General features: G+C 72.3%; 13 protein-coding genes and 2 tRNA genes. 3 read left to right on the forward strand and 12 right to left on the reverse strand.

Annotation, left to right across the window (positions count from 1 at the left end; genetic code table 11):
* Positions 1 to 182 precede the first annotated feature (182 nt).
* Together ACYVO2_RS02275 and ACYVO2_RS02280 are read right to left on the reverse strand one after the other, a co-directional pair.
* Positions 183 to 1,250 (reverse strand): endonuclease/exonuclease/phosphatase family protein, encoded by a 1,068-nt coding sequence (locus tag ACYVO2_RS02275; protein ID WP_461005822.1) that lies wholly within the window; start codon positions 1,248 to 1,250, stop codon positions 183 to 185.
* Positions 1,251 to 1,273: 23 nt separating this feature from the next.
* Positions 1,274 to 1,426: a hypothetical protein gene (locus ACYVO2_RS02280; RefSeq protein ID WP_461005823.1), complete on the reverse strand. Its 153-nt coding sequence runs from the start codon at positions 1,424 to 1,426 to the stop codon at positions 1,274 to 1,276.
* 87 nt (positions 1,427 to 1,513) lie between these two features.
* Here ACYVO2_RS02280 and ACYVO2_RS02285 point away from each other — a divergent pair, with 87 nt between their 5' ends.
* Entirely contained in the window at positions 1,514 to 2,209 is a 696-nt protein-coding gene (locus ACYVO2_RS02285; protein ID WP_461005824.1) for a response regulator transcription factor, read from the forward strand.
* Positions 2,202 to 3,365 (forward strand): sensor histidine kinase, encoded by a 1,164-nt coding sequence (locus ACYVO2_RS02290; RefSeq protein ID WP_461005825.1) that lies wholly within the window; start codon positions 2,202 to 2,204, stop codon positions 3,363 to 3,365. The genes ACYVO2_RS02285 and ACYVO2_RS02290 overlap by 8 nt, the downstream gene beginning before the upstream one ends.
* A gap of 25 nt (positions 3,366 to 3,390) precedes the next feature.
* On the opposite strand, the gene ACYVO2_RS02295 is transcribed toward ACYVO2_RS02290, so the two are convergent.
* The 5 genes from ACYVO2_RS02295 to ACYVO2_RS02315 all read right to left on the reverse strand — a co-directional run bounded on the left by ACYVO2_RS02295 (position 3,391) and on the right by ACYVO2_RS02315 (position 7,891).
* On the reverse strand, positions 3,391 to 4,896 hold the full coding sequence (locus ACYVO2_RS02295; RefSeq protein WP_461005826.1) for a DEAD/DEAH box helicase: 1,506 nt from the start codon (positions 4,894 to 4,896) through the stop codon (positions 3,391 to 3,393).
* A gap of 336 nt (positions 4,897 to 5,232) precedes the next feature.
* Positions 5,233 to 5,436 (reverse strand): cold-shock protein, encoded by a 204-nt coding sequence (locus ACYVO2_RS02300; RefSeq protein WP_311297653.1) that lies wholly within the window; start codon positions 5,434 to 5,436, stop codon positions 5,233 to 5,235.
* Positions 5,437 to 5,818: 382 nt separating this feature from the next.
* The gene (trhA, locus tag ACYVO2_RS02305) at positions 5,819 to 6,634 is read right to left on the reverse strand and encodes a PAQR family membrane homeostasis protein TrhA (protein ID WP_461005827.1); all 816 of its coding nucleotides are present in this window, start codon (positions 6,632 to 6,634) and stop codon (positions 5,819 to 5,821) included.
* A gap of 106 nt (positions 6,635 to 6,740) precedes the next feature.
* Positions 6,741 to 7,082: a MerR family transcriptional regulator gene (locus tag ACYVO2_RS02310; protein ID WP_461005828.1), complete on the reverse strand. Its 342-nt coding sequence runs from the start codon at positions 7,080 to 7,082 to the stop codon at positions 6,741 to 6,743.
* Positions 7,083 to 7,818: 736 nt separating this feature from the next.
* Positions 7,819 to 7,891: transfer RNA gene (locus ACYVO2_RS02315), tRNA-Ala, on the reverse strand.
* 129 nt (positions 7,892 to 8,020) lie between these two features.
* Between ACYVO2_RS02315 and ACYVO2_RS02320 the strand changes: the two genes are divergently transcribed.
* On the forward strand, positions 8,021 to 9,235 hold the full coding sequence (locus ACYVO2_RS02320) for a serine/threonine-protein kinase (RefSeq protein WP_461005829.1): 1,215 nt from the start codon (positions 8,021 to 8,023) through the stop codon (positions 9,233 to 9,235).
* Here the strand turns inward: ACYVO2_RS02320 and ACYVO2_RS02325 are convergent.
* The 5 genes from ACYVO2_RS02325 to gyrA all read right to left on the reverse strand — a co-directional run bounded on the left by ACYVO2_RS02325 (position 9,225) and on the right by gyrA (position 14,468).
* Positions 9,225 to 10,514 (reverse strand): hypothetical protein, encoded by a 1,290-nt coding sequence (locus ACYVO2_RS02325; protein WP_461005830.1) that lies wholly within the window; start codon positions 10,512 to 10,514, stop codon positions 9,225 to 9,227. The two genes, ACYVO2_RS02320 and ACYVO2_RS02325, sit on opposite strands and share 11 nt — an antisense overlap.
* Positions 10,515 to 10,618: 104 nt before the next feature.
* On the reverse strand, positions 10,619 to 10,756 hold the full coding sequence (locus ACYVO2_RS02330) for a DLW-39 family protein (protein ID WP_461005831.1): 138 nt from the start codon (positions 10,754 to 10,756) through the stop codon (positions 10,619 to 10,621).
* A gap of 457 nt (positions 10,757 to 11,213) precedes the next feature.
* A tRNA-Ile gene (locus tag ACYVO2_RS02335) sits at positions 11,214 to 11,287 on the reverse strand.
* A 62-nt stretch (positions 11,288 to 11,349) separates the two neighbouring features.
* On the reverse strand, positions 11,350 to 11,904 hold the full coding sequence (locus ACYVO2_RS02340; protein ID WP_461005832.1) for a DUF3566 domain-containing protein: 555 nt from the start codon (positions 11,902 to 11,904) through the stop codon (positions 11,350 to 11,352).
* A gap of 2 nt (positions 11,905 to 11,906) precedes the next feature.
* The gene (gyrA, locus tag ACYVO2_RS02345) at positions 11,907 to 14,468 is read right to left on the reverse strand and encodes a DNA gyrase subunit A (protein ID WP_461005833.1); all 2,562 of its coding nucleotides are present in this window, start codon (positions 14,466 to 14,468) and stop codon (positions 11,907 to 11,909) included.
* Positions 14,469 to 14,552 lie beyond the last annotated feature (84 nt).

Genomic DNA, 14,552 nt, shown 5'->3' on the forward strand with positions numbered 1-14,552 from the left:
CGAGGAGGACGAGGACACCGGGGACCGGGCTGCCGTGCGTGCTGGTTCGCTGCTGTAGGACATGCCGTCAGTCAAGGCAGCGCCGTGTTGCCGGCGCGTATGCGGTTTTCGATACGCCGACGATATGTCCCGGGGGCCGGCGCCGTGCGACGCCGGTCCCCTCCGCCGGCTCCGCGCGGTGGTCACCAGTCGATTCCGGCCGCCACCGGCAGGTGGTCGCTGCCGGTGGCCGGCAGCAGCCACGAGCTCCTCGGCTCCACGCCGCGCACCAGGATCTGGTCGATCCGCGCCACCGGGAACCCCGCCGGCCAACTGAAGCCGAAGCCGTTCCCGGCCTCGTCGTGGACCGAGCGCAGCCGCGAGGTGATGCCGGCGAACGCGCGGTCGTCCATGGTGCCGTTCAGATCACCGAGCAGCACCACCCGCTCGTTCCGCTCGGCGGCGACAGCCCTGCCGAGCGCCCGCGCGCCCGCGTCCCGCGAGTCCGTCCGGAAGCCCGCCCCGGGATGGACCCGTACCGACCCCAGATGGGCCACATACACCGCCAGCGGCCCGTGGTCGGTGGTCACCGTGGTGCGCAGCGCCCGGGTGTAGGGCATCGCGATGTCCACCGGCCGGGTGCCGGACAGCGGCAGCTTGCTCCACACTCCGACCGTGCCCTGCACCGCGTGGTGCGGGTACGCCTTGGCCAGCTCCCGCTCGTACGTGCCCCTGGCCTGCGGGGTGATCTCCTCCAGCGCCAGCAGGTCCGCGCCGGAGGCGGCCAGGTCGCGGGCGGTGCCGGCCGGGTCGGGGTTGCCGGCGCCGACGTTGTGGCTCACCACGGTGAGGTCGCCGCCCGGTCGGGACTTGTCGCCGAGCAGCCCGCCGAAGAGGTTCAGCCACACCGTGACCGGGAGCAGCAGCGCGACCACCGCGGAGGCGGAGCGGCGCCACAGCGCCCCGGCCAGCAGCACCGGGACGAACAGGCCGAACCACGGCAGGAAGGTCTCCACCAGGCTGCCGAGGCCACCGGGCCGATTCGGGATCCGCGCGTGCAGCAGCAGGAGCAGGCCGAGGAGCAGCGCCAGCGCCGCGAGCACCGGGCCGCGCTTCCAGGGCCCCGGCCGGAGGCAGCCACCCACCGCCCGGCGCACGCCCGCGCGCAGAGCCCCACCGTCCCGGGCCGCCCGGGACTCCGCCGGGCCGCCCCGCCCGATCTCCGCCGTGTCGGCCGTGTCCGCCGTGTCCGCCGTGTCCGCCTGCGTCATCGTCCGTCCTGGATCAGTGGCGCTCACTGCCGCATCCTCGTCCGGCGCAGCCCGTACTCGGCCCCGGCAAGGGCGAGGACCGGGGTGATCACCGCCGTGACGGCCGACAGGCCGCCGACGATCAGCCGGCGAACCCGGCGGGCCGTCGTCCGTGCCGAGGGTGGGTTCCGAGCCATGCCGCCAGTGAAGGCGACGCGGTGTTGCCGGCGCGTATGCGGTTTTCGATACGTCGGCGATATGTGCCGACTCGTAGCCTTGAGAACATGCGTGTCTTGGTTGTCGAGGACGAGCCCTACCTGGCGGAAGCCATCCGCGACGGTCTGCGCCTGGAGGCGATAGCGGCCGACATAGCCGGTGACGGTGACACCGCCCTGGAAATGCTCGGCGTCAACACCTACGACATGGCCGTCCTGGACCGCGACATCCCCGGACCCTCCGGCGACGAGATCGCCAAACGGATCGTGGCCTCCGGCAGCGGCATGCCGATCCTGATGCTCACCGCCGCCGACCGTCTCGACGACAAGGCCTCCGGGTTCGGTCTGGGCGCCGACGACTACCTCACGAAGCCCTTCGAGCTGAAGGAGCTCGTGCTCAGGCTCAGGGCACTCGACCGCAGGCGCGCGCACACCAGGCCGCCCGTGCGGGAGATCGCGGGTCTGCGTCTGGATCCGTTCCGCCGCGAGGTCCACCGCGACGGCCGCTATGTCGCGCTCACCCGCAAGCAGTTCGCGGTGCTGGAAGTCCTCGTGGCCGCCGAGGGCGGTGTCGTCAGCGCCGAAGAGCTCCTGGAACGGGCGTGGGACGAGAACGCCGACCCGTTCACCAACGCCGTGCGCATCACGGTCTCCGCGCTGCGCAAACGCCTCGGCGAACCCTGGATCATCGCCACCGTGCCGGGCGTCGGCTACCGGATCGACACAGCACCCGGCACCGGCCGGGACGGCGCGGACCGTGGATAGGCAGCCCGGGCTGAGCGTCCGCCTGAAGCTCACCCTCAGCTACGCCGGATTCCTCATGGTCGCGGGTGTCCTGCTGCTCGCCACCGTGTGGGTGTTCGTCCTGCGCGACGTGCGGGTCGTCTCCAGCCGCCCCGGCGAATTCGTGCCCATACGCTCGATCATCCTGCGCTCCTACGCCCCGGCGACGGCCGCGGTGCTGACGTTACTGCTGGTGTTCGGCCTCCTGGGCGGATGGCTCCTCGCCGGCCGCATGCTCGCCCCCCTGACCCGCATCGCCCACGCCACCCGCGTGGCCGCGCGCGGATCGCTCTCCCACCGGATCCGGCTGCCGGGCCGCAGCGACGAGTTCCGCGAACTCTCCGACGCCTTCGACGCCATGCTCGCGCAGCTCGAAGCGCACGTCGCCGAGCAGCGGAGGTTCGCGGCCAACGCCTCGCACGAGCTGCGCACCCCGCTGGCGATCTCGAAGGCGCTGCTCGACGTGGCCCGCACCGATCCGAACCACGACACCGGCGAACTCGTCCACCGCCTGCACGCCGTCAACGTCCGAGCCATCGACCTCACCGAGGCGCTGCTCCTGCTCAGCCGCGCCAACCAGCGGTCCTTCCCCCGGGAACACGTCGACCTGTCCCTCATCGCGGAGGAGGCCGCCGAGACACTCCTCCCCCTGGCGGAGAAGCAGGGCGTCACCCTCGACACCGACGGCGACATCGCCCCGACGACGGGATCGCCGGCGCTGCTGCTGCAACTGACCACGAACCTCGTGCAGAACGCGATCGTCCACAACCTGCCGGAACGCGGCAGCGTATGGGTGCGCACCAGCCTCGGCCCCGGGACGGTGGTGCTCACGGTCGAGAACACCGGCGAGCGGCTCACCCCGCAGCTCGTCCCGACCCTCACCGAGCCCTTCCGGCGCGGCACCGAGCGCGTCCACTCCGACCAGGCGGGCGTCGGCCTCGGCCTGGCCATCGTCAAGACCATCACCGAGGCCCACGGCGGAACCCTCACCCTCACCCCGCGCCCCGCCGGCGGGCTCCGCGTCACCGTGGGGCTACCCGCGCATCCCCTCACGCCGGCAGGTCAGGAACCGGGGAATCGACGCGCGGCGGGGAGGTCGCCGCGCACTTCCCCCGGGCGCGGCCCGAGCGGCTGGTGATCCGCGGCGAGGATGCGCGGGAGCCTCACGCCGCCCGGTTGAAGCGCGACCGCCCACCGGACGCGGCGGCCTGGGCGCGGGACGCTCCCGCGGACCGGCGGGCCCCGATGGGTCGGCCGCGCCGGCCGCGGCCGGCGGGCGCGCCGCGCTGAGGGACATCCGCGGCCGGCGCCTCGATCGTGACGGGCACACCGGAAGGGGCCTGGGCGCCGGTGATCCGACTCAGTTCGGCCTCGCCCGAGCTGACCTGGGCGATCCTCGGGGTGATGCCGGCCGTGGCCATCAGCCGGGCCATCTCACGGCGCTGGTTGGGCAGGACCAGGGTGACGACGCTGCCGGACTCACCGGCGCGGGCGGTCCGCCCGCCGCGGTGCAGGTAGTCCTTGTGGTCGCCGGGCGGATCGACGTTCACCACCAGGTCGAGGTTGTCGACGTGGATACCGCGGGCCGCGACGTTCGTGGCCACCAGCACCGTGACGTGACCGGTCTTGAACTGGGCGAGGGTGCGGGTGCGCTGCGGCTGCGACTTGCCGCCGTGCAGAGCCGCCGCGCGCACCCCGTTGCCGAGCAGGTGCCTGGTGAGTCTGTCGACGGCGTGCTTGGTGTCCAGGAACATGATCACCCGGCCGTCGCGAGCGGCGATCTCCGTGGTGACGGCGTGCTTGTCGGCCTCCCGGACGTGCAGCACGTGGTGCTCCATCGCCGTGACCGCGCCGGCCGAGGGGTCGACCGAGTGGACCACCGGGTCGTTCAGGTAGCGCCGGACGAGCAGGTCGATGTTGCGGTCCAGTGTCGCGGAGAACAGCATCCGCTGACCCCCCGGGCGGACCTGGTCGAGCAGTGCGGTGACCTGCGGCATGAAGCCCATGTCGGCCATCTGGTCGGCCTCGTCCAACACGGTGATCGCGACCCGGTCCAGACGGCACTCGCCTCGGTCGATCAGGTCCTTGAGGCGTCCCGGCGTCGCCACGACCACCTCGGCGCCGCTGCGCAGCGCACTGGCCTGACGGCCGATCGACACACCGCCGACCACCGTGGCCAGCCGCAGTCGCAGCGTGCGCGCGTACGGGGTGAGGGCGTCGGTGACCTGCTGGGCCAACTCCCGCGTCGGGACCAGCACCAGGGCCAGCGGCCGGCGGGGCTCGGCGGTCAGCCCGGTGGTGCGGGCCAGCAGAGCCAGCCCGAAGGCGAGCGTCTTGCCCGACCCGGTACGACCGCGGCCCAGCACGTCCCGGCCGGCCAGGGAGTTCGGCAGCGTGGCGGCCTGGATCGGGAACGGGACCGTGACGCCCTGGCGGGCGAGCTCCGCCAGCACCGGGGCGGGCAGGCCGAGTTCGGCGAAAGCGCCGACAGCCGGCAGCGCCGGGGTGACGGTGACGGGCAGGGTGAACTCACCCTGCGGCGTGGCGGTCCGGTGCCCATGGCCACCGGACCTGCCAGAAGCGCGGTAGCCGTCGCGGCCGCTCTTCCCGGAGTAGGTGCCGGAGCGGGCGCGAGAAGAGCGGTCGTTCACGCGGAAAGCGCGGTTCACAGAGAACCTTCCTCGATGCGGCACGTCGAGGAGTTCCCCGGCGGCGAACACGCGCGGAAAATCACAGGAACGGACCGGCGGAAATGGAAACACGGAGATCGTGGACGCGGCGCGGGAGCGCCACGGAAAAGGGACCGGCATCCGCCCGCGGTCATGCGGGCGATGACACGCCGATCGCCGGCGGCGGATGACGCTCGCCGGAGCGTTCTGCGGCTGAGCGGCCTCGGTGCCGTTGCGGCGCCGAGGCGCGCCCGAGGGAGGTGCCGGTGGCGCAAAACGCGGTAGGCCGGAGCCCGCACCCCAAGGTGCGGGCCCCGGCCTGGATACGCGTCGGCGTCAGGCGGGAACGATGTTCTCGGCCTGCGGGCCCTTCTGGCCCTGCGTGACGTCGAAGCTCACCTTCTGGCCTTCCTGAAGCTCACGGAAGCCGGAGGCGGAGATGTTCGAGTAGTGGGCGAAGACGTCGGCGCCGCCACCGTCCTGCTCGATGAATCCGAAACCCTTTTCCGCGTTGAACCACTTCACGGTGCCAGTAGCCATGTCATATCTCCTTCGGGCAGTGCACCGGAGCCCGCACTTTACGAGCTCCGCATCGCTGCGATGATTGCCCTGCCCGGACACAGCCCGGGAAATACAAAAGTGCTTCCACCACCAACAGGCGGCGAAGGCACTTGAAGTCTTGGGAACCACAACTGCAACTGGAACCAACAGTAGCATCCGACGGGCGGTTGTGCACGATGGCTTCCTCCCTTCGGATTCCCACCACAAAAGCCTCTTCTCCGCCTTCGATATTTCTGTGTCCGCGGCAACAGATATTCTGCTGTCGTCCTCCTCGGACTCGGCATGCTCCCGGCTGCGGGGACGGGCCGCGGCGGGCGGCGGCTCCACTCGATGGCGGCCCCGTCCCGGGCGAGCCGGCAGGTCAGCGCGCGGCCACGGCGATGGCCGCGTAGTGCACGGCGAATCCCGCCAGGGTGAAGGCGTGGAAGACCTCGTGGAAGCCGAACCAGCGGGGCGAGGGGTCGGGGCGCTTCAGCCCGTAGACCACCGCGCCCGCGGTGTACAGCACACCGCCGGCCACGATCAGCGCGACCACCACAGCTCCACCCGAGCGCGAGAAATCGGGGAGGTAGAAGACCGCGACCCACCCCAGGGCGATGTAGCACGGGGTGTAGAGCCAGCGGGGAGCCCGGACCCAGAGGATCCGGAAGGCTATCCCGGCGAGCGCACCCGCCCACACCACGCACAGCAGGGCCAGCCGCTGGTCCGGTGGCAGGAGCAGTACCGCCAACGGGGTGTAGGTGCCGGCGATGATCAGAAAGATGTTCGCGTGGTCCAGTCGCCGCAGGACAGCCTCTCCGCGCGGCCCCCAGGTGCCGCGGTGGTAGACCGCGCTGGTGCCGAACAGCAGCCAGGCGGACACCGCGTAGACCCCGCAGGCCACGGCGGCCCGCACCGACTCGGCGAGGGCGACCAGGACGACACCGCCGATGAGCGACAACGGGAACATGCCCGCGTGCAGCCAGCCGCGCATCCTCGGCTTGAGCAGCGCTGCCGCCTGCTTCGCCGCGCCTTCCACCCCGGCCGCCACCTGCTCGGCGGCTCGTCTGCCGGCCGACGAGGCGGGGCCGGTCGGCCGGGGGCGTGGTGCGCTCCCGGTCTCGGGGGAGGTGTCCGAGTCGAGGTGGGACGAGGAGGGCGAGCCCTCCCCGGGCTGTTGGGCTTCTTCGGCGACCATGCCTTCATGCTAGGAACGCCACCGGGGCGTGGTGGTCGGCGGCTGCCGCCGACGCGCGCCGATGGTCCGCGGAGACGGACCGGGCGCCACCGGGGCTGATGCGGGGTCAGGCGTCGCCGGAAGGCGAATCGGCGGCCGAGCGGCGGAGCTGTTCGTTGATGCGCTGGGCTTCTTCGAGTTGGTCTTCGAGGATGATGATGCGGCAGGCCGCCTCGATCTGAGTGCCGGCATCGACGAGTTCACGCGCGCGGGCGGCGATGCGCAACTGATAGCGGGAGTAGCGGCGGTGGCCGCCCCGGGAGCGCAGCGGGGTGATCAGGCGGTTGTCACCGAGGGCGCGCAGGAAGGCGGGGGTGGTGCCGAGCATCTCGGCGGCCCGGCCCATGGTGTAGGCGGGGTAGTCGTCGTCATCGAGATTGCTGACGGCGGGTGAGCTCTTACCGGTCATAGCACCTTCGTTTCGGGGACGCGTCGAGGGGCCCAAGCGCCGTGCGGCGCCCGGGCCCCGAGCCTTCAACATCATCTGCCGGCCGGTCTCACGCCGGCCTTCGGTACCCGCGGCCCGCCCAGGGGATCAGGCGGGGATGCGGGGATCGCGGATGCGTGACCGGGGACCACCTTCCGTTCTGGGCTTGCGGTACCCGGGCGCTCCTGCTCTCGCCCGGGCGATCCTGACGGCGTCTGCTCGTACCTCGTTCGATTACTCCGTTGTACTGCCGGATCCTGCGGGTACCACTCGCGGCCCCTGGGGCCGCCCGGCCCGGCAGCGGCGAAGGAGCCCTTCACTTCCGGCTCCGCCGCTCTCCTGCCGTTCCACTTCCCGCGGACCTGTTCGCGCAGCAGTTCATGTCTGCGGCGCCATCTTCGACCTTCTGGCTACGAGAAACACTAACTGGAACAGGCGAGCAAGTCTACTCCCGTCACGACAGATTTCCTTCAGCACTCGAGTACGCTCTGTCAGCCCACGCGTACCCGGCGACCCTCTCCACGCGTGAGGTCCGAACCGCGGGGCACGAGCCCCCGGCGACGCGAGCCAGCGCGGACAGGGAGGCCCGGGGACGCCGTCGCCGTGGCTGGGTCGACGGGGACGGCGGGGACGGCCGAGTGGGCACATGTGTGCCCCGCCAGTGGGCACGAAAATGCCCCCCGACCAGCGCCAACGCTGGTCGGGGGGCATTTGTGGGTGGAGCCTAGGGGAGTCGAACCCCTGACATCCGCCATGCAAAGACGGCGCTCTACCAACTGAGCTAAGGCCCCTCGGCGGTCGTCCGGCGATCGCCGGAGACCAGGGTACCGGGTACCGCACGCTGCGCCGAACGGGAAACGGACGCGGTCCGTAGGATGCCTCTCGCCAACCACGTCGGCACAGGGGGTTGATCCGCGGCCATGGGTGAGCTGTTCGCCGGGCGGTACGAGCTGGCCGATCCGATCGGGCGCGGCGGGGTGGGCCAGGTCTGGCGGGCCTGGGACCACCGGCGCGGGCGGTACGTCGCCGCCAAGGTGCTCCAGCAGAGCGACGCGCACGCGCTGCTGCGGTTCGTGCGGGAGCAGGCCCTGCGCATCGACCACCCGTATGTGCTGGCGCCCACCGGCTGGGCGGCCGACGACGACAAGGTGCTGTTCACCATGGACCTGGTGCGCGGCGGTTCCGTGGCGCACCTGATCAGCGACTTCGGCGCGCTGCCGCCGCGGCTGGTGTGCACCCTGCTGGACCAGTTGCTCGCGGGCCTGACCGCCGTGCACGCCGAGGGCGTGGTGCACCGCGACATCAAGCCCGCCAACCTGCTGCTGGAGGCGACCGGCGCCGGCGAGCCTCATCTGCGCCTGTCCGACTTCGGGATCGCGGTGCGCAAGGGCGAGGCCCGGCTCACCGAGACCCACTACGTGGTGGGCACGCCCGGGTACTTCTCCCCCGAGCAGTTGCGCGGCGAGGACCCGGACTTCCCGCAGGACCTGTACGCGGTCGGCCTGGTCGCGATGTACATGCTGACGGGGAGCAAGCCCGACGCGGAGCTGCTGGCCGACACCCACGGCTCCGGCGGTTTCCCGGCCCCTCCGGACGGCGTGCCGCACGCGCTGTGGCAGATGGTGGCGACGCTGCTGCACCCCGACCCGGCCGGGCGCTTCCGCACCGCGCTGGGGGCGCGCAAGGCGCTCGCCGCGGCGCGGGAGCTGCTGTCCGCCCCGTCCTCGTCCGCCGGCGCGGGGGTGGAGATCCGGGACCACATCGGGCCCCTGCCGCCGGGCTTCGGCCCGGACGGGCCGTCCGGGCGGCGGGCCGAGGCGGCACCGGGCGGCGACCCGCGGATGGCGCTGGCCCGCCGGGGCGCCCCCGCCGCTCCGGCGCCCGCCCTCACCGCGGGCCCCGTGCCGACCGCCGCCTCCGACGGGTTCGCACTGGCGCCTCCGGCCCGGCTGCCCGACACCCCCCGCCTGCCCTCACCGGTGCGGTCCCCGGCCCCGGCACCCGGCGCGCAGGCACCGGCCGCCCCGCCGCGTCCCGCCCGGCGGCGCGGCCCCACCCGGGCGGTGGTGGTGCCGGTGCTGCTGCTGGCCGCGCTCGCCTACGCCGTGGGGGTCTGGGCGCTGGTCACGGGCTGAGGGGGGCACCGGGGCCCGGGCGGCGCCGGGCCAGCAGCGTCCAGGCGCCGAGGCCGAGCAGCAGCGCCGTCCCGGTGCCGAACCCGGCGGCGGCGATCAGCGTCCTGCCGCCGGAGCCGTCGCCGCCGTCCTCGGGCACCGCGCCGCGCTCGGCGGCCGACCGGTCCGCCTCGGTGACCCCGAACGCGCCCGCGTCGCCCTCGTAGCGGGGCCGGTCCACGGGCTTGCCCGCGAGCCGCACCCGCAGGTTCACCGCCACCCCGCCGTCGGTGAACGCCTCGACGTCCCGGTGCAGGGACACCGCCAGGTAGTAGGGGCCGGAGAAGCGCATCTGCCGGGTCGCGGTGTCCGCGTCGTCGTCGCCGCGGTTGGCGTAGGCGGCGGGCGCGGTGCCGAGCTCCACGGCGGCGGGCTCGCCCCGGTACATGCCGTTCTCGGACACCACCAGGCCCCGCGCGGGGTTGTACAGCTCCATGCGGATGCCCTGGGCGGCGTAGCCGCCGGGGTCGGTGAGCCGCTCGGCGTTGGCGAACTGGGCGTCCGCGAACACCTGCTGCCCCCATTCCACAGGCACCTGGTAGAAGGTCGTCTGCCCGGGGGTCAGGCGGTCCTGCCACACTCCGGCGCCGACGGCGGGCGCGTCGTTGAAGCCGGTGCCGCCCGCCACCTTCTTCGGCGTCCCGGCCGCGGCGGCGGGCGGCTCGGAGGCACCGGGGGAGGGCGCGGGGGGCTGCTCGCCCTCGCGCAGCCCGGGCTCCACCATGAACGACAGCTCCAGCGGCCAGCGGCCGGTGTCCGTGGAGGAGGTGTCGGCCGGGCGCTCCACCGACAGCAGGTAGGTGTCCTTCTCCTGGCACTGCCAGTCGGGGTCGATGAGGCGGGAGACGTAGTCGCCGAGGGGGCGGGCAGCGCCGTCGCCCCCGAAGGTGCGGTCCGTGGTGGAGCACGAGGTGCCGTCCACGCTGGCCAGCTCCAGGTCGATGCCGTCGGCGTAGGTGACGGGGCGGTCCGGGGCGGGCAGCGCGAACGCCGAGAGGAAGGCGTTGGAGACGTCGTCCAGGGCCACCGAGTAGTACTTCTTCTCGCCCCGGCCGATGGTGTCCGTGTGGATGCCGGGCGTCAGCAGCGGCGCGGAGGCGCTGCTGGTGGTGCCCTTCACCGGCTCACCGGCCGTGCGGTACGCCGGGACGTCCCCGCCGTCCGCCGCGCGGGCCGGACCGGCCCCCACCGCCGCCAGCGCGACCGCCGCCGCCAGGCAGCACCGGGCCACCGTCCTCATCCGCGTTCCTCCCCCGTGCAGCTCGCCCACCCGCGTCCGGCCCCATGGAAACACCACGGCCCCGAACCGCGGGAGCGGGCCGGGGCCGGAGAGGCCGTCTTGTCTCAGTGCGCGCCGGAACCGGCCGGAACGGAGTCCGTCGCCTCCGTCCACAGGTCCTGCTCGGCCCGGTTGGCCTGGACCTGGCGGTACACGAAGAGACCGCCGACAGCCGCCAGTGCGATCAGGAGGAACTTCTTCACCGCGCGACCTCTTCCCTACGACGTCTGTGGAGTGAACGGGGGAACCGCCGAGCGGTTCCTGCCGTGGGGCCGATGATACACACCGGCCGAGACCAATCAGTGACCTGTTGGCAAGACCCGAGCCCCCCACGAGCGCGCCCCCGCCCACCTGTCAGCGGAGGGGCGAGAGAGACGGACGGGGCAGGTGTTGCCGGGATGCCGGTGAAGGGCGGGCCAGCGTCGGTCCGCGGGCGGCGCGACGAGCCCCCGCATGAACACGAGCGAAGCCCCTCCCGGACCCCCTCGGCCCCTTGGCGCCCTGAAACCCCGGAGGAACCCAACCGCAGCCAACACCCCGAACGCCCCCAGCGGCGGGGGTGCGGGTGGCGAAGCCCCCGCCCGCGCGGCGAAGCCGCGCAAAAACGACGAGGGCGACCCGCTCCGCGCTCTCCGCGGACACGTGTCGCCCTCGCACTCGTGGGGCTAACAGGACTTGAACCTGTGGCCTCTTCCTTATCAGGGAAGCGCTCTAACCGTCTGAGCTATAGCCCCGCGCTGCACGGCAAGATTAGCGCACGGCCTGGGCCCCGCCCAAATCGGTTGTCGCCGGTCGCCTACTCGTCCTCCGCCAGGGTCAGCTCCACTCCACCGGCGAAGCCCGCGGAGAGGTTGTAGACGAACGCGCCCAGTGTGGCCAGCGCCGTCACCAGGATCACGTCGATGACGGCGATCAGGGACGTGAAGAGCACGACGCGGGGCAGGGAGAGGAACGACTCCAGGTCGAAACCGCCGTCCGTGCCGGATCCCGTGGCGTCGCTGAGCTGGTCGCCGACGGTGCTGAACACGCCCATGGCGTCCAGCACCATCCACAGCACGGTCACCGCCACGATCGTGCAGATGCCGAGCGCGATGGACAGCAGGAAGCTGACCTTCATCACCGACCACGGGTCGGTCTTGGCCACCCGCAGCCGCGCCTTGCGGGTGCGGGGCACGGGCCGCGCCGCCGGGCGGGGACGGCGGGCCGCGCCGGCCGGCCCCGCGGGCGGGGTGTACGCCTGCGGCGGCTGGTGCGGCCGCGGCTGGCCCTGCTCATCGGCGGAGTCCCCGCCCTGGGCGGGCGCGTAGGCCGCCCGCCCTTGGCCGCCCGCGGGGCCCGTGGCTCCACTCACGACTAGTCCTCCTGCTCCTCGGGCTCCTGCCCGGCGCCGTTCGCGCTGTCGTCGGACGCGGCGGCCTCGACCTGCTCGGCCTCGGCGCCGGCCTCCGCATTGCGGGCGATGCCGACGACGGCATCGCGCTTGCCCAGGTTGATCAGTTGGACGCCCATGGTGTCACGGCTGGTCTCCCTGACCTCGTTGACCCGCGTGCGGATCACCCCGCCGCTGAGGGTGATGGCGAGGATCTCGTCGCCGCCCTCCACCACCAGCGCGCCGACGAGCGAGCCGCGGTCCTCGACCAGCTTGGCCGCCTTGATGCCGAGGCCGCCACGCCCCTGCACCCGGTACTCCTCCACCCTCGTCCGCTTGGCGTACCCGCCGTCGGTGGCGGTGAAGACGAAGGTACCGGGCCGGACGACGTTCATCGAGAGCAGTTCGTCGCCCTCGCGGAAGCTCATGCCCTTCACGCCGGTGGTGGCGCGGCCCATCGGGCGCAGGGCCTCGTCGGTCGCGGTGAAGCGGATCGACTGCGCCTTCTTGCTGACCAGCAGCAGGTCGTCGCCGGGGCCGACCAGCTCAGCGCCGATCAGCTCGTCGTCCTCGCGCAGGTTGATGGCGATGACGCCGCCGGAGCGCGGGGAGTCGTAGTCCTTCAGCGGGGTCTTCTTGACCAGGCCGGACTTGGTGCCGAGCACGAGGTACGGCGCCGCCTGGTAGTCGCGCACGGCGAGCACCTGGGCGATGGCCTCGTCGGGCTGGAAGGCCAGCAGGTTCGCCACGTGCTGCCCGCGCGCGTCCCGCCCGGCGTCGGGCAGCTCGTACGCCTTGGCCCGGTAGACGCGGCCCTTGTTGGTGAAGAACAGCAGCCAGTGGTGGGTGGTGGTGACGAAGAAGTGGTCGACGATGTCGTCCTGCTTCAGCTTCGCGCCGCGCACGCCCTTGCCGCCGCGCTTCTGCGAGCGGTAGTCCTCGGTCTTGGTGCGCTTGACGTAGCCGCTGCGGGTGATCGTGACGACGATGTCCTCCTCGGCGATCAGGTCCTCCATGGACATGTCGCCGTCGAAGGGCACCAGTTGGCTGCGCCGGTCGTCGCCGAACTTCTCGACGATGGCGGCGAGTTCCTCGCTGATGATGCCGCGCTGCCGCACCGGCGAGGCCAGGATCGCGTTGTACTCGACGATCTTGGCCTGGAGCTCGTCGTGCTCCGCGGTGATCTTCTGCCGCTCCAGGGCGGCCAGGCGGCGGAGCTGCATCTCCAGGATGGCGTTCGCCTGGATCTCGTCGATCTCCAGCAGGCCCATCAGGCCGGTGCGCGCGATGTCCACCGTGTCCGAGCGGCGGATCAGCGCGATGACCTCGTCGATCGCGTCCAGCGCCTTGAGCAGGCCGCGCAGGATGTGGGCGCGCTCCTCGGCCTTGCGCAGCCGGAAGGTGGTGCGGCGGACGATGACCTCGACCTGGTGCGCGATCCAGTTGCGGATGAACGCGTCCAGGGACAGGGTGCGGGGCACGCCGTCCACCAGCGCCAGCATGTTGGCGCCGAAGTTGGTCTGGAGGTCGGTGTGCTTGTACAGGTTGTTGAGGACGACCTTGGCCACGGCCTCCCGCTTGAGCACGATGACCAGGCGCTGGCCGGTGCGGGAGGAGGTCTCGTCGCGGACGTCGGCGATGCCGCCGACCCTGCCGTCCTTCACCAGGTCGGCGATCTTCTGCGCGAGGTTGTCCGGGTTGACCTGGTAGGGCAGTTCGGTGACGACCAGGCACTGACGGCCCTGGATCTCCTCGACCTCCACCACCGCGCGCATGGTGATCGAGCCGCGGCCGGTGCGGTACGCGTCCTCGATGCCGCGGCGGCCCACGACCAGGGCGCCGGTGGGGAAGTCCGGGCCCTTGATCCGCTCCATGAGGGCTTCGAGCATCTCCTCATGGGTGGCCTCCGGGTGCGCCAGGCACCACTGCACGCCCGCGGCGACCTCGCGCAGGTTGTGCGGCGGGATGTTCGTGGCCATGCCGACCGCGATGCCCGCCGAACCGTTGATCAGCAGGTTCGGGAAGCGCGCGGGCAGCACGGCCGGCTCCTGGGAGCGGCCGTCGTAGTTGTCGGTGAAATCGACGGTCTCCTCGTCGATGTCCCGCAGCATCTCCATGGCCAGCGGCGCCATCCGGCACTCGGTGTACCGCATGGCCGCCGCCGGGTCGTTGCCCGGGGAGCCGAAGTTGCCGTTGCTGTCCACCAGCGGCATCCGCATCGCCCACGGCTGGGCGAGGCGCACCAGGGCGTCGTAGATGGAGGAGTCGCCGTGCGGGTGGTAGTTGCCCATGACGTCGCCGACGACGCGGGCGCACTTGTAGTAGCCGCGGTCGGGGCGGTACCCGCCGTCGTACATCGCGTACAGCACACGGCGGTGCACGGGCTTCAGACCGTCGCGCACGTCCGGCAGCGCCCGGGAGACGATCACGCTCATCGCGTAGTCGAGGTAGGAGCGCTGCATCTCCGTCTCGAGGCCGACGGGCTCGATGCGCAGGGTGCCCTCGGGGGCGCCGGTGTCTTCGGTGGGTGGGGTCTCGTCGACCATCGGCTGGCCTAAGTCCTTTCAGGGAACAGCCCGGATGCGGGACTGCTGCGTGTCGCCGGCTTCGAACGGGCCGCGAGGCCCCTC

This window comes from Streptomyces capparidis, assembly GCF_054782095.1.

Bases quoted from the DNA above. Each gene is read 5' to 3' on its own strand.
- ACYVO2_RS02300 (WP_311297653.1), bottom strand. From the start codon at position 5,436: ATGGCTACTGGCACCGTGAAGTGGTTCAACGCGGAAAAGGGTTTCGGA.
- ACYVO2_RS02325 (WP_461005830.1), bottom strand. From the start codon at position 10,514: ATGAGGACGGTGGCCCGGTGCTGCCTGGCGGCGGCGGTCGCGCTGGCG.
- trhA (WP_461005827.1), bottom strand. From the start codon at position 6,634: ATGGTCGCCGAAGAAGCCCAACAGCCCGGGGAGGGCTCGCCCTCCTCG.
- ACYVO2_RS02320 (WP_461005829.1), top strand. From the start codon at position 8,021: ATGGGTGAGCTGTTCGCCGGGCGGTACGAGCTGGCCGATCCGATCGGG.
- ACYVO2_RS02285 (WP_461005824.1), top strand. From the start codon at position 1,514: ATGCGTGTCTTGGTTGTCGAGGACGAGCCCTACCTGGCGGAAGCCATC.
- gyrA (WP_461005833.1), bottom strand. From the start codon at position 14,468: ATGGTCGACGAGACCCCACCCACCGAAGACACCGGCGCCCCCGAGGGC.
- ACYVO2_RS02310 (WP_461005828.1), bottom strand. From the start codon at position 7,082: ATGACCGGTAAGAGCTCACCCGCCGTCAGCAATCTCGATGACGACGAC.
- ACYVO2_RS02280 (WP_461005823.1), bottom strand. From the start codon at position 1,426: ATGGCTCGGAACCCACCCTCGGCACGGACGACGGCCCGCCGGGTTCGC.
- ACYVO2_RS02275 (WP_461005822.1), bottom strand. From the start codon at position 1,250: ATGACGCAGGCGGACACGGCGGACACGGCGGACACGGCCGACACGGCG.